The sequence below is a fragment of the Azospira inquinata genome, from assembly GCF_018905915.1.
Classification (GTDB): Bacteria; Pseudomonadota; Gammaproteobacteria; order Burkholderiales; family Rhodocyclaceae; genus Azospira; species Azospira inquinata.
The window spans coordinates 481,144-503,211 of sequence record NZ_CP064782.1 but is presented as its reverse complement, the minus strand read 5'-3'; the positions used below and the strand labels follow the sequence as shown (position 1 = coordinate 503,211).

The window sequence follows — 22,068 nt, the reverse complement described above, 5'->3', positions numbered from 1 at the left end:
CGGGGGCGTGTGGAAAACTAATCCACCACCTTGATTACCTCGATTTTGTTGAGCCATTTAACGTGGCGGGGACCGGTGCGAATATCCTGGGTGGAGATAAGGGCAATCCGCCCTTCATCGTCATCCAGAGCCTTACCATCCCGTTGAAAGAAAATAACGACGCCTTGGCCTACCGGGGAATTGAATAATTCGCTCCAGGAAAAGACCACTTTGTAGCCATCCGTAGCCGTTGCCACCACGATGATTTTCTTTACGTCGTTATGGGCTTTGGAAATAACATCCGCCCGCTCCAGCACATCCCGTAGCAATACCCCTTGGAGTTTTCCCGTTTTCCCCATATCCGCGCCGGATTGGCAGGTGAGTGGGGTGTCGCCAATGGATTGCTGTGCCAATTTTTTCAAATCGCCTACATCCAGGGTGATCGGATGTTTGATTAAACCGGCAATTTCCAGGTGCTGGGAGACGAATTTCTCATTGCCATGGGTCATGCCGCCACTTTCTAGTATCCACTTGGCCAGGCGGACGGCGTTTTCCCGGGAAACGTAGCCGTTAGGGGGCATGGCCGGTAAGTTAGCCTTCCCTTCCTTCATCCAGCCAACCCCATTGGGCTCCGTGCCCCCGATGATGTGGTCCGCCATCACCTGGGCCCCATTGGTTTGATGGGCGTATTTTTGGGCTACCGCTTTGAAGGGGGGGCCGATTTTTGTGGTGTCACTGGTATGGCACGCCAGGCAGCCGCTCCGTTGAGCCAGCTCCCCGGGATCCTCTGCGGCGTAGGCGGAGGAGGTGAGAGCCACTAAAAAAAACAGCAGGCCGGCGGCTAGATTTCTGCTAACTGGATTTGCCATAAAAAATTCTCCAATACTTTTAAAAATTAGAAGGATAGGGGGAGAGGAAATTAGAATTGCAAGCGGGCTGACAGCATGAAATTGCGGCCTTCCTGGGGGTAGCCATCAACGACCTGGTAGTTCCGGTCCGTTAGGTTTCGTCCGGAAAAGGCAACGGAAAAGTCATTGGTGGCCTGATATTCGGTTTTTATTCCCACCAGGGTATAGGAGCCGGTTTGGATATAGCCGGTGCCCGTGGATTTGGAAGACCAACGACTGCCCCCATATTCGATGGTTGGGATGACCTTGAGCCGGGCGGTGGGAGACCATTTGGCGTAGATAAAGGCCTTATGTTGGGGCGTGGTGGTCAATTGGGCGGCCGCATCATTGGGGTTGTGTAGGGAGGTTTGGATATAGGTGTAATTGCCCCCAATCTCCAGATTTTTCTCCACTGCCGAAGTCAAGGATAATTCTACGCCCCGATATACCGCATTCCCGATATTTTGACTCTGGGAATAAATGCCCCCCTGATAAAGAATATTCGTGGATTGAATGGCGTCCTTCACATCGTTGTGAAAGTACGCGATTTCACCCGAGGTCTTAGGGGTGATTTTGTCCGCCACTCCCAGCTCCATGTTTAGGGCACGTTCCGGAGCCAGCCAGGGATTGGAAACGGCGCCCCCCATCCGGGTGCTGTAACGTTCCGCCATGGTCGGGAAGCGGGTACGGTCCGAAACAGAGAAGTGGGCTTTCCCGGCGGGACTGTAGTGGTAGATGGCGGCGGCCTGATAGTTGGTGGCGCTGCTGTCCGCCATGGGCTGGCTAAATAATTGCGGGCTCGGCGGCGTGGGGGTATTGGCAAATTCCTGGGCTTGCAGGGTGTGGCGTTTATCGTGGCTAATACCGCCAACGATGTCGAGCCGTGAAGTCAGATGCCATGTATCTTCCAGAGCGATGGACCACAGGTCTTCCACGGACTTTTGTTTAGGCTCCGTGGACCCGGCTGGCATGGAAGGGCTGTTGCTTTTTTTGTAGAAGTATTGCCATTCCGTATGTTCATCCCTCCGGTAATGGATTGCGCCCTTAATGGTCTGCTGCTGGAAATAATCGGTGCCCAATTCCGCACTAAAGCCGGTGGCCTTGTCGTCATAATAGCTCTCCCAGTTTTTCTGGCTCAGGGTGCTATCGGTATAGGCCAATAGGGAATTTTTAAAGGTATTGTAATAGGCTTTAGTTTTGAGATAAGTTGTGTCGTTTAGCTGGGTATGGGAAAGCCAATAGAGGCTGGAAGTATCCCAGGTAGGCCAATCCCAGGCGCTGACCCCGGTGCCCGGCGCTCCCATTACGGAGCCAATGCCATGTTTTTCCCCCGACTGCTGGACGTAGTTAATGGAATATTCATCCGTCGGATTAGGCGTTATTCCCGCTTTAAAATTAAAGCGGCTGTCGTTTTTACTGGAGTGGTTTCTGTCCCCCCCATTTTCCGCCGGGGTGGATTGATAGCTGTCGGGGAGACGCCAATGCCCCACATCCCGTTGTTCCGCACTGGCCTGGATATAAAATTTTTCCTGCCGGGAACCCACATCCAGATATTCCGTATTGCCACTGAATTTGCCTGCGCTATCCAGGGAAGCGGAAGTCCGAATCTCCCCCTCCAGGGCTTTGGTAGGCTTTCTGGTGACCAGATTGATGGCTCCCCCCATGCCGTCCGGCCCATTGATGACGGATACGTAGCCCTTGGATACCTGAATTTCCGATAAATCCGGCGTCAGAAAGCGGTCAAAGTCGATGCGGTTATCCGCCGGGAGATAGAGGCGAATCCCATCCATATACAGAGGCACCTGGCTGCGATCAAAGCCCCGGATACTGATGAGGGATTCGTTTCGGCTTCCCGCCCCCGGTGTTGTAGTAGCCCCGGGAATGAGATTTAAGGCGTCGGGGAGGGAGTCCCGGGAAAAATCCCACATGTCTTCGCTGGTAATGGTGCTGGTCCCGGGAAAATTATCCTGGGACTGGCATGCGGTGACAGTAATTTCCCCCAGGGTAAACATTTTGGAAGGAGCGGGTGCTTCTGCCGGGGGAGTATTGGCCGTATCGCTCGCCGGGGAGGGCTGGGACGCGAGTAAGGCGGTCAAAGCGGGTAATAGGTAGTAGAGATAAAAATAGGGGGAATGGTTTTTTCTCGCGGTATCAGGCATAAATCCCTCGTTGAAAGCGTTAATTAAATGACCCCGTTGTTTTCCCCATTCCCGGAATTTTTATAAATTCGGGATGGGGACTTATTGTCAGAGTAAAGAAGACATTATTTTTAAACATCGAAATATATAAAAATATATAACGAGATTAAATAAGTCGATGGACCTAAGCTGAAGGACGTATGCCGGTTAGGGCAAGGGGAGGGGGCCATATGCCCGATTGGGGAATGGCAGGAGGGCGGGGTAGGGTGTAAGGGCTCACCTGTGGCGAGCGCCTGGGCAGATCGAATTCCCTATTCCGGACTTCGTCGGGGATTCGGGGGGATAGGGCAGCCCCATTTCCCCTCGCTCCACCCATGGACCGCCCTGGAACCCCTTCCCGGTCAGGGCCGGAGGCATTCCCGGGGAGAGGCTTGGGTTTGGCGGGCCTGACTGCTGGGGCCGTTGCTGGGACGGGCATTAGGGGCGCTCTACCCCATTCTCCGTCCCGGGGGCGCGATACCTCTCCAGGAACCGTTATTCCCGGGGCTGGCGGCGGGCTTGGTTTGGGGGGATGGGCACTGGGCCGGGGAAAAAAGGGCGACCAGCCGGGGGGCGGTCTATGGAATTCACCGGCGGGGGATACCCCGGGAAAAGGCGGCGGATTTCCCCATTTTCCAGGGCAGAGAGAGGCTTCTCCGGGCGGGATTATTTTGAAATCAATGTCATTGGAATAATTTGATAGGTATCAAGGGAAAGTTTTTGTGTGCGTAGCATTATCCGCCCACGCTGCGCAAGCAGTATTTGATTATCTGAGGGGGTCCGATGAGCGGAACATTCACCAAGTCAATGGCGAGAAATATTTTCTACGGGGGGTCGGTTTTTTTCTTCCTGTTATTTTTAGCCCTGACATTCGATACACAAAGTTCATCGCCTAAGCGCGATAACCGGGGGGCCATTAATGAATCGGTGGCCCATGGCAAAAAACTGTGGGAAACCAACGATTGCATCGGTTGCCACACCCTGCTTGGGGAAGGGGCTTATTTTGCTCCCGAGCTGGGCAATGTTTACAAACGCCGTGGCCCGGATTTCATTAAAGCGTGGATTAAAGCCCAGCCCACGGGGGCTCCCGGACGGCGCCAAATGCCTCACTTCAATTTCAGTGACAAGGATTTGGATGATCTGACTGCATTCTTTAAATATGTTTCGGAAATTCAAACTTCCAATTGGCCGCCCAATATCCAAGGTTAATGTTGGGTGCTCACTAAGGAATTGAAGCCGAATATAAGGAGTTATTAATGCAGTATAAATCTCAAGTAGTGGCTAAGCCCTATTTCATTGCCGCGATTGCCTTGTTTGTGGGGCAGATCGTTTTTGGCTTGGCGATGGGCTTGCAATATGTGATCGGGGATTTTCTGTTTCCCGCGATTCCCTTTAACGTGGCCCGTATGGTCCACACCAACCTGCTGATCGTGTGGCTGCTGTTCGGCTTTATGGGGGCCGCCTATTACATGGTTCCTGAAGAGTCCGAGACGGAACTGTTCAGTCCCAAGCTGGCCTTGATCATGTTCTGGATTTTCCTGGTGGCCGGGGCCCTCACTATCCTGGGTTATCTGGCCGTGCCCTACGCCACCCTGGCGGAATGGTCCGGGAATAACATCGTCCAGACCATGGGGCGGGAATTCCTCGAACAGCCTTTGTTGACCAAGATCGGCATCGTCATCGTGGCCCTGGCCTTCCTGTTCAACATCACCATGACCGTCCTGCGGGGCAGAAAAACTGCCATCAGCTCGGTCCTGCTGTTGGGGCTGTGGGGGCTGGCGATTTTCTTCCTGTTCTCCTTCTACAACCCGACCAACCTGGTATTGGATAAATACTACTGGTGGTGGGTGGTGCACCTTTGGGTGGAAGGGGTGTGGGAATTGATCTTGGGTTCCCTGCTGGCCTTCGTGCTGATCAAGGTGACCGGGGTGGACCGGGAAGTGATCGAAAAATGGCTGTACGTCATCATTACCCTGACCCTGATCAGCGGCATTCTTGGGACGGGGCACCACTACTACTGGATTGGTACGCCGGAATACTGGCAGCTGCTGGGCTCCGTGTTCTCCGCCCTGGAACCCATTCCCTTCTTCGCTATGACCATTTTTGCCTTCAATATGGTCAGCCGGCGGCGTCGGGAACACCCGAACAAGGTGGCAACCCTGTGGGCCCTGGGGACCAGTGTGATGGCCTTCCTGGGGGCCGGTGTGTGGGGCTTTCTCCATACCCTGGCGCCGGTGAACTATTACACCCACGGCACCCAGATCACCGCCGCCCACGGCCACCTGTCCTTCTTCGGGGCCTATGTGATGGTGGTCCTGACCATCATTTCCTACGCCATGCCTATCCTGCGGGGTCGGGCGGCCAACTCCGCCAAGGCTCAGCTGGTGGAAATGTGGAGCTTCTGGCTGATGTCCATTTCCATGCTGCTGATCACCCTGTTCCTCACCGCTGCCGGTATTTTGCAGGTGTGGCTGCAACGGATTTCCGATAATCCCCTGCCCTTTATGGATGTCCAGGAAAAAATCAGCATTTTCTACTGGATGCGTGAATGGGCCGGTGTGGGCTTCTTTATCGGCCTGGTGGTCTATGTGGCCAGCTTCTTCGTCAAAGGAGAAAAACAGTCCGCCTAAGGGTAAGCCTCCGGCGTAAAACGGCTGCCACTACCGTGGAAGATGACGGTAGTGGCAGTTTTTTTATGGGGGGGCGGGAAGGGACTTTTGCCCTTTCCCTGGGCAAGGAAGGAGCGGCCATGTCACCGGCGACATTGGCAAAAAACGGCTTCCAGTCGGGCTTCTGCTTTGGGGCGATTGATTTAGGCCAAATGATATGGCCTCGGCTATAACCCTCTGGCCTGCTCAGGCCAGGTTGGCCTGGCATCTTGGAGGCACGCGCCATAGCCCGGTCTCCCCGAGAAGCTTTGGCCGGAATGTCCAAGCCCTAAGCCCCTCTCCCCGATGTCTGGTGGAGAGGGGGCGAGCTTTGGCATCCCCAGCCCGGGCTAGGGTGAGAGGTGCCCCTTTCCGGCGCCGGGATGGGCCCGGGCCGTTGCTCCCGACTTAGCGGGTTAGCTGGGCGTAGAGCTGGGGCAGCTCTTTGGGCAGGTCTTCCGGACGGTGGATGACCGCGTAGCCTTTAGGACCAAATAAATGGGGGAGATAGGACTGGCCCTCCCGGTCGATGGTGACGCAGAAGGCTTGCAGCCCCATTTTCTTGGCTTCCATGATGGCTCTGCGGGTGTCTTCGATACCGTAGCGGCCTTCATACAAATCCAGGTCGTTGGGCTTGCCATCGGAGAGTATGAGCAAAATGCGCTGGTTGGCGGCCTGTTTCACCAGCTGGTTGCTGGCGTGGCGAATCCCGGCCCCCAGCCGGGTGTAGTAGCCGGGTTTGATGCCCAGAATGCGTCCCCGGACGGTGGCGTCGAAGGGGCGATCAAAATCTTTCAGGCGGGAAAAGCGCACATGGCTCCGTTTGAGGGAGGAAAAGCCGCACAGGGCGAAGCGATCCCCGGTCGCGGTCAAGGCTTCCCCAAAGACCAACAGGGTGTCCCGGATCACGTCCACCACCCGGGCCTGGCTGCTCACCCAGGCGTCCGTGGAGAGGGACAGGTCGGCCAGCACCAGACAGGCCAGATCCCGGTCCCGCCGTTCCAGGGACAGATAGAGATTATCCGAGGGATTATTGCCGCAGGCCTTGTCCGTAATGGCCCGCACCGTAGCGTCAAGGTCCAGCTCCGGGCCGTCCGATTGGGCTTTGAGCCATCGGCGTGCGGAGGAAAGTAGGAGAAATTGCTGGTGGAGACGCCGGGCGAGCCTGATCAAATGGGAAGGCAAGGGGGCGGGGGCGGTGTTGCGGGGCGCCATTTCCAACAGGCGCACAAAATCTTCCCGGAGGGTTTCCTTCCGGTAATCCCACTCGGGCAAGGGAATGCCTTCCCCCAGCACCTGGTCGTCCTCCGCCGCGGAGGGCAGATCCAGGTCAAAGCGAACCCGGGAGGCCACCCGCTGACCGTCCGGGGCGATGGATAAATAATCCAGATCCCGGGCGGCCCCATCCGCGTGGGGGTCCGGGTCCTCCTCGTCCGGCCGATTGACTTTGATGAACTCCCCTAAGGACAGCAGGCTTTCCGCACGGAAATGCAGGAGCAGGCCGTTTTTTTCCTGCTGGTGCTCGATGTTTTTGGCAGCATGGGCCTGCTGGTCCTCATTGACCGGCGCGGTGGGCCGGGGCCCGGCGTTTTCCCCCGTGGGAGTGGGGCGGCGTATCCCCCTGGCCTCGTCATTTTCCTCAAAGCCCCATAACCAGAGCGGCACGGGGGCCGGGGGCGTGGGGGCGGAGGGAATTTGGGTGGCGCTCCCGGGGCGCCTCAGGGCGCGGCGAATCGCCGCCTCCTGGGCCTGCTCCGGCCCAGGCAGGCGCTCTTCGGGGAGGCGTTGGGCGATGTGGGCTTCCACCAAGCGGCGGTAGCGGGGAGCCAGCCCCGGCCAAAGGGTCAGGGCCAGGCTGGTGGCCTCCTGATTGCGTACCAGGGCATCCTCCCGGGCCGGGGTTCTGATGGCGGCGGCGGCCAGCGCCACTAGCCATACATACAGGTCACGATTGAGGGGGGCCTCGGGAAAAATGGCGATTTCCGTAGGCAGGCGCAGGGTGCTCTCGTCCATGTAGCCCTGAGCCGTCTTTTCATCGGTACCAGCCACCCGGGCAAGGAGTTTGCGCCGGGCCCCATGGCGTCGTTCCACCGCCGTGGCAAGGCGCAGGCCCGGGTCGCCACCAAAGGCGCGAAACAGGATGGCCAAAGTGCCTTGCACCTCCTTAAGGCGGACCGCCGCTTTGGGATAGTCGGAGGAGGCCAGGCGGGTAATGTAGCGATGCCAGAATTTGCCGATTAATTCTTCCATGATTTCTCTCCCGGCGATGCCTGGTGATTCAGCCCGGTGGCGGAAAAACGGGCCTTCGTTTCCTTGGCCTCCTGGCCGGTGATCCATTTCAGCAGGGGGCCCTGGGGCTGGTGGCCCTGGCTGATCTGGCAGGCTTCAATGCATTGGCCGCACTGGGTGCAGGTGAACATATTCCGCTTTAGGGTGCGGGGCTTTAGCCGCATGGGGCATACCGTGTCGCAGGCCGAATACTGCTGGGGCAGGCAGTTGGCGCATTGGCTGGCCCGCCGGTGGTCAAAGCCCACCACCATGGCTTTGGGATTGGCGAGCCAGGGAATGCTCTGAAATATGCCGATGGCGCAGGCGTACCGGCAAAACAGATGGCGGGCGAAGAGAAATTCCAGGGAAAAGAGGAGGGTGGCCACGGCGATAAAGAGGGTTTCGTGGAGGCTCAGATTGCCCTGGAAAAGGCTGCCGTAGACATGGCGGGGAGGCACCAGATAGGTGAGCAGGACTAGGGCCCAGACAAAGGCGAAGCCGATAGCCAGGGGAATGACCAGGGCCCACTGGTAGGGATTGGGGGTAATCCGGCTGCCGTCCGCTTGCCAGGGGGCGGACTGCCGGTCCCACAGGCTCTGCTTGCCGGTGGCCCGCTGCATCAGGCCATTCAGGGTTTCCACCACGGAAAAGTGGGGGCACAGCCAGCCGCAGTAGAGGCGGCCCCAGCGCCAGGCCACCAGGAGAAAGGTCAGGGCTACCCCGATGATGGGGAGAAACAGGCCGGTGAGTATGGCCAGGGGCCGGATGGCCGCCGGGCCTTGGCCCGGGGCGGCGTCAAACCCCAGGTGCCATTCAAAGGTCAGTATCCAGGCGTGGCCGGCATAGAGGTCGTAGCGCAACAGGTCAAAAATGGGGGCGGTGAGGAATAAAACAAAGAACGCCATTTGCCAGAGCCGCCGCTGGCGCTGGCGTGACAGCAAAGGCCGGGAGGGGGATAGGCTAGCCATTCATTGAGCCGGGGTGGGGCGGGCGGTTGAACCGGTCAAGGCCGGGGGTGGGGTACCGGGCAAGCCCGGTTTCCCATGGCAGGCCCGGGGCTTTGCCCCCCCGTTAGGCGCCAAAGGTGGCCCGCACCACTTCCAACAACGCCTCGGTGGTCTCCTGATCGTCGGTCAGACTTTCCACGATACAGGCGTGGCAGGCAGTGATGGGGTCCATGCCGTTGGTGATGAGGGTGGCCGCGTAGACCAGCAGCCGGGTACTGGCCGCTTCCTCCAGGTCATGGTCCTTTAAAGAGCGGCAGGCGTTGCCGATGGATACCAGGCGCCGGGCCAGATCACTGTCGATGCCGGTTTCCCCCTGCAAAATGGACATTTCCAGTTCTGGCTTGGGAAAGTCAAAGCGCAGGGAGACAAAGCGCTGCCGGGTGGACGGCTTCATCCCCTTCAACAGATTCTGATAGCCCGGGTTGTAAGACACCACCAGCATGAAAGAGGGGGGCGCCGACAGAATTTCCCCCGTTCTGTCGATGGGCAGAATACGGCGGTCATCCGCCAGGGGATGCAAGACCACCGTGGTGTCCTTGCGGGCTTCGATGACCTCGTCCAGGTAGCAAATGCCCCCTTCCCGCACGGCCCGGGTGAGTGGCCCGTCGCACCATACCGTTTCCCCGTTGCCGATCAGGTGCCGACCCACCAGATCCGCTGCGGTCAGGTCGTCGTGGCAGGCCACCGTGTATAAGGGCACGCCCAGGCGGGCCGCCATATGGGTGACAAAGCGGGTTTTGCCACAGCCGGTGGGGCCTTTGATTAACAGGGGTAAGCGATTTTTCCAGGCGTTTTCAAAAATGCCGATCTCATTACCGGCCTGGGCGTAATAAGGCAGCTGCTCAGTGGTCCTATTCATTGGGATACCCCGTTCCAGTAGATGAGGCCGATAAGGAGCAAGACAAAGATCAGCCAGCCGAGCACCAATCCTCGCCACAGGGCCGGCGCTTTGGCCAAGCCCATGAAATCCAGAATGATGGCGCTCCCTTTTATGACCGTAATCAGGGAAAGCACTCCGGCCCATGCCAATCCGGACTCCCCTTTTTCCCCAATGCTCCAGGAAATGAAGGTGGCGATCATGAGGAGGAGCCAGGTGGCGGTGCTATGGCTGCATGGATGCCGCAGTGTCGTCATGGTATTAGCGAAGAATATAGAGGAGCGGGAACAGGACGACCCAGACCAGGTCCACCATGTGCCAATAAGAAGCCCCGGATTCCAGGCCATTTAAATTATCCGGGGTATAAAAACCGCGCCGGGCATTTCTCCATAGCACGGCCAGAATGACGAGGCCCAGTATGACGTGCATAAAATGGAAAAAGGTCAGGGAAAAATAGAAGGTAAAGAATATATTGCTGGAAAGGCTGAAACCTGCCGCTATTTTGTCGGAGTATTCAAATAATTTGGTGACGACAAAACCCAGTCCACAGAAAATGGCTGCGAGTAACCAGGAGGCAATGGATCGGCTCCCGGTGCGGGCTCCCTGCACACCACGAACAACAAAGTAACTGGCGGAAAGAAGGAATGCGGTATTCAAAGCCCCCGCATTGCGATTTAAAGTGAGCTGCTCCGCATTGAATAAATCAATGTGTTTAGTCCGGGTATACCCATAGGCGATAAAGAAAATGGCAAAGACCAGTAGCTCGGCTATGATGAAAAACCAGATAGCCAAATCTCCCGGTAGCTGACGCTCGGAGGTTGCTGAATCGCTCAAGGTTGTTGCCCGGTCAGGATAAAAGTGCCGCCGACTATAGTTGAACCGGGGGCGGGATTCTTTGATCCGTGCTAAATCCGGGTCGTCGCCTTTGCCCCGGGGCCTTTGCCGTGGCCAGGCAGGGCCTAGGAGCCACCTCCACCCTGGCGGGATCTTCCGGGCCAGGTATGGAGGTGTCCAGGGTTGGGGGGTAATGCTTAGGGGGCGCGGCGGATGTGTATTTCCATTTCCCCGCTTTCTTTGCTGATTTCTTCCCAGACAAATCCATTTTGTTCTAAAGCGGAAAATAGGGGGGTGGGGTAACAGTTGAGTATGACAATAAGCTCGTCTTCCGGGGCCAGTCCATCCAGGGCGGCCAGGGTTTTTACCAAAGGTTCCGGTGGGGTCATTTTGCGACCATCGATAATAGCGGGCATTATTTCTCCTTGGGGTTTAGGTAATAAATATTGGTTTTAGAGGGGCAGCGGTGAGCCGAAAGAAAAATATTATTTGAAAATCAGTGTTTGTTTATATTCCTATGGTTTATTAGTAGATGAAGGGGGCTTGAGGGGGATTGACTCCGCAAGTAAGTCGATTGACTCACCCGATCTAGGGTTATTGGGGGATTGCGTTTCCCCTATAAGCATGGATAATTTAAGGTCCAAGATCAAAAAAGGTGAGAGATTATGATTGAGGCGAAGCGGGCTCCACGGGATATTATTGAGGTTATTTCTGGGTTGGCGTTATTTGATGAACTGAGCGCTGATCAATTAATTGATATTGCCGCCGAGTCCAGGGAAATTCGCTTACCCAAGGGGGAAGTGTTATTTCACAAAGATGATCAGGCCCACGGGTTCTATGTGGTGATTACCGGTCAGGTGAAACTGGCTTTTCCGTCGGCCCAGGGCAACGAAAAGGTGGTGGAAATATTGGGGGCGCGCCAGAGTTTTGGTGAGGCCTTGATGTTCATGAATCGTCCCTATCCGGTGTTTGCGGAAGCAGTGGTGGAAAGTGTGCTGGTCCATATTCCCCAGGCCCCGGTCAAGCATCTGCTGCAACGGGACCCGTCTTTTGCCTGTGCCATGCTGGCCGGTCTGTCGAAACGTCTCCATTCCCTGGTGCAAGACGTGGAGGCCTATTCGGTCCGCTCCAGCGCCCAGCGGGTCATTGGTTACCTTCTCCAGCTCTGCCCGGACCGGGATGCCGGTGCCGTGGAAATTTTGTTGCCCACCTCCAAAAACGTGATCGCTTCCCGCCTGAACCTGACGCCCGAAACCCTGTCCCGGATTTTTCATGATCTCACCCGGGCTAAGCTCATCGATGTGCGGGGTAAGCAGATCCTTATCCACGACGTACAACGATTGAAAAAGTTTGGTGTATAGCCCCGTTGTCATATAGAAAATTTATTTTTCCCCGGGGCTTTTCCCCTTATAGTGATGCCACCAATCCGGCCAACTCCTGGGTGACCGGAATCCCCCCAAGGCTTGATTGGGCGGGCGAAGCGGCCGTTTCGCCCCCGCTGCCCAGCTGGGCCAGGGTCTGCTGTAAAGCCACCACTTCCCCCACGACGATCAGGGAAGGGGGCTGTAGTCCCGCTTTTGCAACCCTGGCGGCCAATGTGGCCAGGGTTGCGGTGACATACCGTTGCTCCGGCGTGGAAGCCTGTTGGATAACCGATGCCGGCGTGGAAGGGGGAAGCCCGTGGTGTATCAGTCCGTCGCAGATTTCCGGCAAAGCGCCCAAGCCCATGTAAATGACCAGGGTCTGCCCTGGCCGGGCCAAAGCTTCCCAATCCAGGTTGATGCTGCCGTCCTGCCGGTGCCCGGTGGTCAGCACCAGGGTCTGGGCATGATCCCGGTGGGTGAGGGGAAAGCCGGTGTAGGCGGCGGCTCCCGCCGCTGCGGTAATGCCGGGCACGATGTCATAGGGAATGCCTGCGGCCGCCAGGGCCTCCATTTCTTCCCCCACCCGACCGAAGATGGACGGGTCTCCTCCCTTGAGCCGGACGACCCGCAGGCCTTCTCTGGCCAGGTCAATCAATACCTGGTTGATGTCCCGCTGGGGCAGGGTGTGCCGTCCCGCCTCCTTGCCCGCATAAATACGCCGGGCGCTGGCGGGAATCAGGGCCGTAATGGCGTCCCCCACCAAATGATCGAAGACCACGGCCTCGGCTTCCGCCAGGAGCCGGACGGCTTTGACTGTGAGCAGCTCGGGGTCCCCCGGGCCGGAACCCACCAGATAGACGCGGCCCAAGGTGTTTTTCGGCGCGCCTGAACGAGGAGTGCAACCGTCGAGGTTACGCCACGGGGGGGTATCTCTCATGCTCCTGTCTCCTTGGTAAAGCCCGTTTTTAATGCCGGGCGTTTCGCCATCTCTGCTGCCCAATGTACAAGTTCGCGGCCAAAAAAAAATTGATTGCTATCAATGAAATTCGGGGGGTGACCAGTCATTCTTTCCGCACGTAGCAAAAGATGCTTCGTGATTCTGATTGTCCAACGCTGTTTTCATCGACTAGGGGAACCAAAATGGGGAATAAGAAATTAGGAAGAATGATGGCCATGGCTGTCATGCCATTCGCTATCGGCAGCGCCGCTGCCGATGACGGCGGGCATAAAGCGATCTCGCCCGCGACAGCGGCTTACCAGGGGGCATCTTCGCCGGTGAAAGACGTGGAGATGTATCAGGACATCAACCCGAAAGCGCCCGCGATGACCAAAGCGGAGTTCGACAAGGCGCGCCAAATTTATTTCGAACGCTGTGCCGGGTGTCACGGGGTGCTGCGCAAGGGGGCGACGGGGAAACCCCTGACCCCCGATAAGACCCTGGCGAACGGCACGGAATATCTCAAGGTATTCATCAAATACGGGTCGCCGGCCGGGATGCCGAACTGGGGGACGTCCGGTGTACTGAGCGACGAGGAAGTGGATTTGATGGCCCGCTACGTGCAGCAAACCCCTCCCCAACCGCCGGAATTCGGTATGGCGGAAATGAAGGGAACCTGGAAGGTGCTGGTGCCGCCGGAAAAACGTCCGACCAAGAAAATGAACAATTACAACTTGGCCAACGTGTTCTCCACCACTTTGCGGGATGCGGGCCAGATTGCTTTGATTGACGGTGATACGAAGAAAATCATCAATGTCATCAACACCGGCTATGCGGTGCATATCTCCCGGATGTCCGCTTCCGGGCGCTATCTGTTTGTGATCGGTCGGGATGCCCGGATTAACCTGATTGACCTGTGGATGCCCAAGCCGGAGACGGTGGCGGAAATCCGCGTGGGCTTGGAAGCCCGGTCCGTGGAAACCTCCAAGTACAAGGGCTACGAAGACAAATACGCCATCGCCGGCTCCTACTGGCCGCCCCAGTACGTGATCATGAACGGTAACACCTTGGAGCCCCTGAAGATTGTGGCTACCCGGGGGATGACCGTGGATACCCAGGAATACCATCCGGAACCCCGGGTGGCCTCCATCCTGGCCTCCCACTTCCAGCCCGAGTTTGTGGTGAATGTGAAGGAAACGGGCAAAATCCTCCTGGTCAATTACAAGGACATCGTCAATCTGACCACCACGGAAATCCCGGCGGCCCGCTTCCTCCATGACGGCGGTCTGGATTCCAGCCATCGTTACTTCATGGTGGCGGCCAACCAATCCAACAAGATTGCGGTGGTGGATACCAAGACGGGCAAGAAAGTGGCCATTGTGGATGTGGGCAAGATTCCCCACCCGGGCCGGGGCGCCAACTTCGTTGATCCCAAGTACGGTCCCGTTTGGGCCACCGGGGATCTGGGGGATGACGGCATCAGCCTGATCGGCACCGATCCGGACAAGCACAAGCAGTACGCTTGGAAGGTGGTGCGGACCCTGAAGGGCCAGGGCGGCGGTTCCCTGTTTATCAAGACCAATCCCAAGTCCACCAATCTGTGGGTGGATACGGCCCTGAATCCGGATCCCAATATCAGCCAGTCCGTGGCCGTTTTTGATATCCGGCATCTGGAACAAGGGCCCACCGTGTTGCCTATCGCCAAATGGTCCGGCCTGGGTGAAGGGGCCAAGCGGGTGCTGCAGCCTGAATACAATCAGGCTGGGGACGAAGTGTGGTTCTCCGTCTGGTCCGCCAAGAATCAGGAATCGGCCATTGTGGTGGTGGATGACAAGACCCGGAAACTGAAGGCGGTGATTAAGGACCCGCGCCTGATTACGCCCACCGGTAAATTCAACGTCAATAACACCCTGCACGACATTTACTAATCCTTGGGGCAGCGGCGGAAGCCGCTGCCTTTTCCGTCTTTTTGACCAGAGGGGGTTTTATGAAAAAAGCTGCAATGGGATGGCTGGCGGCCGGGGCGCTGCTGTGTTTTGGCGCATCCACGGTTCAGGCCAATGAGGCCCTGGCTTCCAAAGCCGGGTGCCTGGCGTGCCATGCCAAGGACAAGAAAATTGTGGGCCCCGCCTACAAGGACGTGGCCGCCAAGTACAAGGGCAAGGCCAACGCGGTGGCGGAGCTGACGGCCAAGGTCCGGAAGGGGGGATCGGGGGTCTGGGGTCCCATTCCCATGCCCCCCAATCCGGTGGATAAAATCAGCGACGCCGACCTGAAGTCGGTGATCGAGTGGATTCTGAAGGGATAAGGCCATGGGGGCGTCGGGCCTATGCTTTGCCCGGGGGCTGGGGCGTGGAATCCGGCCTCTGGCCCTGGTTGGTCTGGGGCTGTTGCTGGTTACCTCCGCCTGGGCCCAGCCGGGGGAGCAAGCCCCCCTTTCCCCTGAACGCATCCACCAGTTAGTGCATATGGTGCGTCAGGACTGCGGTTCCTGTCATGGACTGACCTTGAAGGGGGGCATTGGCCCGGCGCTTACCGCCGAAGCTTTAAAGAATCGCTCGGTGGAAGAATTGAGGGCCACCATCCTGTGGGGGCGGCCCTCCACGCCCATGCCGCCGTTCCATGGGATTGTTACCGATGCGGAAGCCACCTGGATCGCCGGGCAGTTGTTGTCCGGCTTTCCCCATGAATAAGCGCTCACCTGACCAAGGGGCGGAGCCATGAAAAATAATCCGATAGTACTGTGCTTAATCCTCCTTCTTGCTGGTTGCGCCAGCCAACCGGCCGCCCTACGGGGCAGCGGAGATCTGGGGGTGGTGATTGAGCGTGCCGCGGGGCGGGTGGAAATTGTGGACACCAGCAAGAACGCCATCCTTACCAAGGTTAGCGGACTGGGGGATTTGTCCCACGCCTCCGCCGTCTTTTCCCGGGACGGGCGATATGCCTACGTTTTCGGCCGGGACGGGGCGATCAGCAAGGTGGACTTGCTCACCGGCACCTTGGTTAAGCGGGTGGTGCAAGCGGGAAATTCCATTGGCGGCGCCATTTCCCAGGACGGCAAGCTGCTTGTCGCCCAAAACTATGAACCGGGCGGTATCAAGGCTTTTGACGCCCAGACCCTGGATTTACTGGCGGATATTCCCGCCTATTACGGCCAGGAAGGCAAGCGTTCCAAGGTGGTTGGCCTGGCCGACCTTCCCGGCAACCGGTTTGCCTATGCCTTGTTTGATGCCGGTGAAATTCGCATCACCGACCTCAGCGACCCGGCCCATCCCCAAACCCAGAAATTTGCCGCGGGCAAACAGCCCTATGACGGCCTGGTGACCCCGGATGGCCGCTATTATCTGGCCGGTCTGTTTGGGGAAGATGGTCTGGCCCTATTGGATACTTGGAAGCCGGAGCAGGGGGTGCGGAAAATCCTGAGCGGCTATGGCCGGGGAGAACAGCCTCTGCCGGTTTACAAGATGCCCCACCTGCGCGGCTGGGCCGTTGCCGGAAACAAGATTTATCTGCCCGCCATCGGGCACCACGAAATATTGGTGGTGGATACCCGGAGCTGGCAGGAAATTGATCGTATTCCGGTGAAAAGCCAGCCGGTCTTCGTCATGGCCCGCCCGGACGGACGGGAGATCTGGGCCAATTTTGCCTTCCCGGATAATGGCTACGTGCAGATTATCGATACCCTCAGGGATCAGGTCATGGAAACCATTGAACCGGGGCGCGCCGTTCTCCACCTGGAGTTCACCCCCAGGGGGGAGAGCGTCTGGATTTCGGCTCGGGACGATAATAAGGTCACGGTCTACGACACCCGGACCCATCGGCCCACCGCAACCCTTTCGGCGGAAAGTCCCAGCGGTATTTTCTTTACGTCCCGTGCGGCCCGTATCGGGTTTTAACCCTTATGTTGAATTCTTCGGCGCTTGAACAACGTCTGTTGAATGACTTCCAGCATAACTTTCCCCTGTGTTCCCGGCCTTTCGCCGCCATAGGGGAAACGGTGGGCTGTGGGGAGGAGACCGCCCTGGGGCTTTATCGCCGGTTTCAAGCCCAATCCCTGATTAGCCGGATCGGCCCCGTTTTCGCCTCAGGCCGGGTCGGCCAGAGCACCCTGGCCGCCATGGCCGTTCCCGACCAGGAGTTGGAGCGGGTCGCCGCTTTAATCAGCGATTATCCGGAGGTGAACCACAATTACCGCCGGGAGAATGACTACAACCTTTGGTTTGTGGTCACTGCCTCGGATCAGACCCATCTGGATTCCGTCTTGGCCCATATGGCCCGGCACCATGCCCACCCCCTGATTGTCTTGCCCATGGAGGCGTCATTCCATATTGACCTGGGCTTTGACTTCCTGGGGGGGCAGAAAAAAGCCAGCGCTTTTCCCCAGGAAAAAACACCGGTTCGGCTCACCCAGGGGGAGCGGTTGACCCTGGGGGGCCTGGAAAAAGGTCTGCCCCTGGTGCCCCGGCCTTACCATGATCTGGCGGAGACCCTGGGATTGACGGAGGCGGACCTGCTGTCGGTGCTAGACCGATGTTTGGAAGGAGGGGTGTTGAAACGCTTCGGGGTGGTGTTGCGCCATGCGGAACTGGGGTATGTGGCCAATGCCATGTGCGTCTGGAACGTGCCCGATGAGCAGGTGCCGGTTTTGGGGCCCTTGCTCGGGCAGGAAGCCGGCGTCACCCTCTGTTACCAGCGGCGGCGGGCACTGCCCGACTGGCCCTATAACCTCTATTGCATGATCCATGGCAAGGCTCGGGAGGAGGTGATGGCCCTACGGGAGTCCATTGGGCGAAAGCTGGGGCTGGATGGGTGGCCCCATGAGATTTTGTTTTCCCTACGCCAGTACAAACAACAGGGGGCCTGCTATGGGACAAGATAAGCGCCCAAGAGGGGCGCCCTCTGCGGATAGTCTGGGGGCCGGAGAGGCCCTGGACGCCACGGACCGGGCGATTATCAACTGTATGCAGGGGGGCTTTCCCCTCTGTGCCGAACCCTATGCCCAGGTGGCCTCCCAGCTGGGGATGGGGGAGTCCGAATTGCTCTCCCGCCTGCAACGCTTGCTGGACCGGCGGGTGTTGTCCCGGTTCGGCCCCCTGTTCCAAATTGAGCGGATGGGGGGAGCGTTTTGCCTGGCGGCCATGAGCGTGCCGGAAGACCGTTTTGATCAGGTCTGTGCCGTGGTTAACCATTTTATGGAAGTTGCCCATAACTATCGCCGTAACCACAAATTCAATATGTGGTTTGTCCTGGCGACGGAAACCCCCGAGGGGATTCCTGGGGTGATTGAGCGCATTCAAGGAGCCACCGGGCTGCCGGTTTTTGCCTTTCCCAAAGAGCGGGAATACTTCGTCAATCTACAGTTAAGGGCCTGACCCCATGGATTCAAGGGACCTGGATGAACTTGATCGCCGCCTAGTGCTGGCAACCCAGGAAGGTCTACCCCTGGTCAGCCGACCCTACCAAAGGCTGGCCGAATCCCTGGGGTGTTCTCCGGAATTGGTCTTGGCCCGGTTGCAGCATATGTTGGATCGGGGCGTGATTCGTCGTATCGGCGCCGTTCCCAATCATTACGCCCTGGGATACGTGGCCAACGGGATGACCGTTTGGGATGTGCAGGACGAATTTGTGGACCGGGTGGGGGAAAGATTTGGGGCCCTGTCCCAGGTCACCCATTGCTATCGTCGTCCCCGCCGGCTTCCCGATTGGCCCTTTAATCTCTTTGCCATGGTGCATGGCAAATCACGGGACGAAGTGATGGTTCAAGTGGATGCCCTGGCGGAAACCCTAGGCCGAGAATTTGGCAAAGACATTCTCCGTTCCCACGACGTTCTGTTCTCTTCCCGTATTCTGAAAAAAACGGGGCTGCGGATTGCACCCACACCGGAATATCGGTGAATTCCTTTTGGAATATTTTGCGATTCTATTTGCATTAATTTTCTGCCGATTGGGCAGAAAAGGAGGGGGAAAAGAAGCCCCCGGCGCCAAGGCGAAAGTGACCAATTAGCTGCCCCTTGCAACGGCAAAAATCCCCGAAGGCAGGAGATACCGCTTGGGCATATTGGCGGGGAACTAACTCCCAGAGGGGCTGCCGGAATCAAATTGATACAAGTCAAGGACAGGGCCTGGTTTGTCGTTTGCAATGAGGAAAATTTGGTTCCGGAGGAAATATGCTGCGCGTCTCTCAGTTTTTGAAGGAAGTTTCTTCCCCCACCGGGGACCAGAGCCGCCGGAAACCGGGGGGCAATAGACCCGGTCCCATCGTCATCTGGAATCTGATCCGGCGATGCAATCTGAATTGCCTCCATTGTTATTCCATTTCCGCCGATACCAATTTCCCCGGGGAATTATCTACCCAGGAAATCTTTGCCGTACTTGAGGACCTGAAAGCTTTTCACGTCCCGGCCATTATTCTTTCGGGGGGGGAACCCCTCCTGCGTCCCGATATTTTCCAGGTGGCAGCCCAGGCTAAAGCCCTGGGTTTTTATGTGGGTTTATCCACCAATGGAACCCTGATTGACGACGGTCTGGCGGATAAAATATCCGAAGCGGGTTTTAATTACGTGGGGATTAGCCTGGATGGTATCGGGGCGACCCATGACCAGTTTCGCCGCAGCCAGGGGGCCTATGATGCCTCCCTGGCCGGTATAAAGCGGTGCCAGGCCCGTGGTGTGAAAGTGGGGCTGCGCTACACCATGACAGAAAATAATGCCCAGGATTTTCCTGCCATCTTAAAACTGGTGGAGGCGGAAAATATTGATAAGTTTTATTTCTCCCATCTCAATTATGCCGGGCGGGGCAATAAAAATAGAAAATCAGACGCCCTGCATCTGACTATCCGCCGGGCGATGGATTTATTGTTCTCCACCTGTTTGGAAAATATTCAAAAGGGGGGAACAAAAGAATTTGTGACCGGGAATAATGATGCGGACGGGGTATATCTCCTCCTTTGGGTGGCGCGAAATTTCCCCGATAAAGCCGCAACCGTCAAAGCCATGCTTCAGCGCTGGGGCGGCAATTCCAGCGGTGTGAATGTGGCCAATATCGACAACCTGGGTATCGTTCATCCGGACACCATGTGGTGGCATTACCCCTTGGGCAGTGTGCGAGACAGACCCTTTGGCCAAATCTGGAATGACGTTTCTGATCCCCTCATGGCGGGCCTGAAACAGCATCCCCGCCCGGTGACCGGCCGCTGTGGCCAATGCCAATACCTGGATATTTGCAATGGAAATACCCGGGTGAGGGCCCAACAGCTGACCGGTGATCCCTGGTCAGAAGATCCGGGTTGCTATCTGGAGGATAGGGAAATTGGTATGTCCCCTGAAGCGTCCGCCCAGGCCCTTGAGAAAACTCTTATTCCCCTGAAAGTCCTGCCATGAGCCGCTCCCCGTTTTCCTTTTTCTCTCTGCCCTGGCCCGGAAGCCTGGGCAGAGGCTTGACCATTCTGTGCCTGCTGATGCTGGGGGCCTGGATCGCCTGTGAGCAGACCATGGCCGACGAAGGGGGGGCAGGGGGGCCCGCCCAGTTGTTTGCCCAGCATTGTGCCAGTTGCCATGGCGCCGACCGCCGGGGGGGAATGGGCCCAGCCTTGCTGCCGGAAAATCTGGAACGCCTGCGTCAGGGAGAGGCCATCAAGGTCATCGGGGAAGGCCGCCCCGCCACCCAGATGCAGGGATTTGCCCCTACCTTGAGCGATGCCCAGATCCGCGCCCTGGCTGGATGGATTTATACCCCCGTGTTTCCTGCGCCCCAGTGGACGTCGGCGGATATTAAAGCGTCGAGGGTGGAAAACAAGGAAGCCCCGTCTTTGGATGACAAGCCGGTTTTCAAGGGAGACCCCTTGAATCTGTTTGTGGTGGTGGAGGGGGGGGACCACCATGTGTCCATTCTGGATGGGGATAGCCTGACGCCGATTTACCGCTTTGCCTCCCGCTTTTCCCTCCATGGGGGGCCGAAATTTTCTCCCAATGGCCGCTATGTGTACTTTGCCTCCCGGGATGGCTGGCTGACGAAATTTGATTTGTGGAAATTCAAAATCCTTGCGGAAATCCGGGTCGGCATTAATACCCGCAACCTGGCTATCAGCGATGATGGCAAATACGTAATTGCGGCCAATTATTTGCCCCGTAACCTGGTTTTATTGGACGGGGATTTGCAATTGATAAAAATCCTTCCCGCCACTAGTTTGGACGGAAAAGACAGTTCCCGAGTATCGGCGGTGTACGATGCGGCGCCCCGCAAAAGCTTTATTGCGGCCCTTAAAGATATTCCGGAAGTCTGGGAAATCAGTTATGACCCGAACGCCGCCCCGATTTTTGATGGTTATGTCCATGACTACAAAATGCAGGAGGGGCTGGGTAAGCCGGGCTTTTTGAATCCGCGGCGTATTCAGCTGGCGGCTCCGTTGGATGATTTCTTTTTTAACGCCTCCTACTCAGAGGTGATGGGAACCTCCCGGGAAGGCATGGGGCAGGTGATTAGCCTGGATGTGAGGAAAAAAATTGCCGATCTGCCCCTGGCGGGAATGCCCCATCTCGGCTCCGGTATTACCTGGAAATGGAAGGGGCGGATGGTCATGGCGACCACCAATCTGAAAGAGGGGCGGGTTTCCATTATTGATATGGAAACCTGGCAGCCGATTAAGGAAATTCCGACCTGCGGTCCGGGTTTTTTCCTGCGCAGCCATGAAAATTCCCGTTATGCCTTTGTGGATTCCATGATGAGCCCGGCTTGCAAGGATACCTTGCAGGTGATTGATAAGGAAAGCCTGACTGTCGTCAAAAACCTGACGCCGGAGCCCGGAAAAACCCTGGCCCATGTGGAATTCACCCGGGATGGGCGCTATGCCTTGGCGAGCTTAATGGAGAATAAGGGCGCCATTATCGTATTCGATGGAGTGACCCTGAAAGAGGTGAAGCGTATTCCAATGAGTAAGCCGATCGGTAAATATAATGTGTGGAATAAAATAAATCGGTCGGAAGGGACTAGCCATTAAGCATATTTGTATGGCTGGGTTATCGGTTTTGCTCTGCCGATAATTCAGCCGAGGTGAATTGATGATGGATGGAAACGGGGCTTGAGGAATGCCCC

General features: G+C 57.2%; 21 protein-coding genes. 12 read left to right on the top strand and 9 right to left on the bottom strand.

The annotated features are described in order from the left end of the window. Positions 1-17: 17 nt before the first annotated feature. Both Azoinq_RS02235 and Azoinq_RS02230 read right to left on the bottom strand, forming a co-directional pair. Positions 18-848, bottom strand: coding sequence for a molybdopterin-dependent oxidoreductase (locus Azoinq_RS02235; protein WP_216126980.1), 831 nt, complete (start codon positions 846-848; stop codon positions 18-20). A 50-nt stretch (positions 849-898) separates the two neighbouring features. After that, on the bottom strand, positions 899-3,025 hold the full coding sequence (locus Azoinq_RS02230; protein WP_216126983.1) for a TonB-dependent receptor plug domain-containing protein: 2,127 nt from the start codon (positions 3,023-3,025) through the stop codon (positions 899-901). Positions 3,026-3,826: 801 nt separating this feature from the next. Between Azoinq_RS02230 and Azoinq_RS02225 the strand changes: the two genes are divergently transcribed. After that, positions 3,827-4,252 (top strand): c-type cytochrome, encoded by a 426-nt coding sequence (locus Azoinq_RS02225; RefSeq protein WP_216126986.1) that lies wholly within the window; start codon positions 3,827-3,829, stop codon positions 4,250-4,252. A gap of 47 nt (positions 4,253-4,299) precedes the next feature. Beyond that, complete coding sequence (locus tag Azoinq_RS02220; RefSeq protein WP_216126988.1) at positions 4,300-5,673, top strand: cbb3-type cytochrome c oxidase subunit I; 1,374 nt, start codon at positions 4,300-4,302, stop codon at positions 5,671-5,673. 426 nt (positions 5,674-6,099) lie between these two features. On the opposite strand, the gene Azoinq_RS02215 is transcribed toward Azoinq_RS02220, so the two are convergent. The 6 genes from Azoinq_RS02215 to Azoinq_RS02190 form a co-directional block, all read right to left on the bottom strand. Beyond that, complete coding sequence (locus Azoinq_RS02215; RefSeq protein ID WP_216126989.1) at positions 6,100-7,941, bottom strand: nitric oxide reductase activation protein NorD; 1,842 nt, start codon at positions 7,939-7,941, stop codon at positions 6,100-6,102. Beyond that, complete coding sequence (locus Azoinq_RS02210; RefSeq protein WP_232368538.1) at positions 7,929-8,864, bottom strand: 4Fe-4S binding protein; 936 nt, start codon at positions 8,862-8,864, stop codon at positions 7,929-7,931. Before Azoinq_RS02210 ends, Azoinq_RS02215 begins: the two co-directional genes overlap by 13 nt. A 166-nt stretch (positions 8,865-9,030) precedes the next feature. Next, entirely contained in the window at positions 9,031-9,825 is a 795-nt protein-coding gene (locus tag Azoinq_RS02205) for a CbbQ/NirQ/NorQ/GpvN family protein (RefSeq protein WP_216126997.1), read from the bottom strand. After that, positions 9,822-10,100, bottom strand: coding sequence for a cytochrome C oxidase subunit IV family protein (locus tag Azoinq_RS02200; RefSeq protein WP_216126999.1), 279 nt, complete (start codon positions 10,098-10,100; stop codon positions 9,822-9,824). The genes Azoinq_RS02205 and Azoinq_RS02200 overlap by 4 nt, the downstream gene beginning before the upstream one ends. A gap of 4 nt (positions 10,101-10,104) precedes the next feature. Further along, complete coding sequence (locus Azoinq_RS02195; RefSeq protein ID WP_216127001.1) at positions 10,105-10,677, bottom strand: cytochrome c oxidase subunit 3 family protein; 573 nt, start codon at positions 10,675-10,677, stop codon at positions 10,105-10,107. A 197-nt stretch (positions 10,678-10,874) separates the two neighbouring features. Further along, on the bottom strand, positions 10,875-11,093 hold the full coding sequence (locus Azoinq_RS02190; RefSeq protein WP_216127003.1) for a DUF2249 domain-containing protein: 219 nt from the start codon (positions 11,091-11,093) through the stop codon (positions 10,875-10,877). 249 nt (positions 11,094-11,342) lie between these two features. Between Azoinq_RS02190 and Azoinq_RS02185 the strand changes: the two genes are divergently transcribed. Then, a complete protein-coding gene (locus tag Azoinq_RS02185; protein WP_216127004.1) occupies positions 11,343-12,038 on the top strand; it encodes a Crp/Fnr family transcriptional regulator in 696 nt (231 codons plus the stop codon). A gap of 46 nt (positions 12,039-12,084) precedes the next feature. Here Azoinq_RS02185 and cobA read toward each other — a convergent pair whose 3' ends face one another. Beyond that, complete coding sequence (cobA, locus tag Azoinq_RS02180) at positions 12,085-12,909, bottom strand: uroporphyrinogen-III C-methyltransferase (RefSeq protein ID WP_232368537.1); 825 nt, start codon at positions 12,907-12,909, stop codon at positions 12,085-12,087. A gap of 272 nt (positions 12,910-13,181) precedes the next feature. Here cobA and Azoinq_RS02175 point away from each other — a divergent pair, with 272 nt between their 5' ends. The 9 genes from Azoinq_RS02175 (at position 13,182) to Azoinq_RS02135 (ending at position 21,973) form a co-directional block, all read left to right on the top strand. Further along, positions 13,182-14,906 (top strand): cytochrome D1 domain-containing protein, encoded by a 1,725-nt coding sequence (locus Azoinq_RS02175; RefSeq protein WP_408627091.1) that lies wholly within the window; start codon positions 13,182-13,184, stop codon positions 14,904-14,906. Between the two features lie 59 nt (positions 14,907-14,965). Next, entirely contained in the window at positions 14,966-15,286 is a 321-nt protein-coding gene (locus tag Azoinq_RS02170) for a c-type cytochrome (protein WP_216127011.1), read from the top strand. Between the two features lie 4 nt (positions 15,287-15,290). Beyond that, positions 15,291-15,671, top strand: coding sequence for a c-type cytochrome (locus Azoinq_RS02165; RefSeq protein ID WP_216127013.1), 381 nt, complete (start codon positions 15,291-15,293; stop codon positions 15,669-15,671). A gap of 27 nt (positions 15,672-15,698) precedes the next feature. After that, a complete protein-coding gene (locus Azoinq_RS02160; protein WP_216127016.1) occupies positions 15,699-16,874 on the top strand; it encodes a cytochrome D1 domain-containing protein in 1,176 nt (391 codons plus the stop codon). Between the two features lie 5 nt (positions 16,875-16,879). Beyond that, positions 16,880-17,857 carry a siroheme decarboxylase subunit beta gene (ahbB, locus tag Azoinq_RS02155; RefSeq protein WP_216127019.1) on the top strand — a complete coding sequence of 326 codons (978 nt, stop codon included), beginning with the start codon at positions 16,880-16,882 and terminating at the stop codon, positions 17,855-17,857. Then, a complete protein-coding gene (locus Azoinq_RS02150; protein ID WP_216127021.1) occupies positions 17,844-18,350 on the top strand; it encodes an Lrp/AsnC family transcriptional regulator in 507 nt (168 codons plus the stop codon). Before ahbB (Azoinq_RS02155) ends, Azoinq_RS02150 begins: the two co-directional genes overlap by 14 nt. 4 nt (positions 18,351-18,354) lie before the next feature. After that, the gene (ahbB, locus tag Azoinq_RS02145; RefSeq protein ID WP_216127024.1) at positions 18,355-18,873 is read left to right on the top strand and encodes a siroheme decarboxylase subunit beta; all 519 of its coding nucleotides are present in this window, start codon (positions 18,355-18,357) and stop codon (positions 18,871-18,873) included. A gap of 272 nt (positions 18,874-19,145) precedes the next feature. Beyond that, entirely contained in the window at positions 19,146-20,357 is a 1,212-nt protein-coding gene (gene nirJ, locus Azoinq_RS02140) for a heme d1 biosynthesis radical SAM protein NirJ (RefSeq protein ID WP_216127037.1), read from the top strand. A gap of 110 nt (positions 20,358-20,467) precedes the next feature. After that, positions 20,468-21,973, top strand: a complete 1,506-nt coding sequence (locus tag Azoinq_RS02135) for a cytochrome D1 domain-containing protein (RefSeq protein ID WP_232368593.1) — start codon at positions 20,468-20,470, stop codon at positions 21,971-21,973. Positions 21,974-22,068 lie beyond the last annotated feature (95 nt).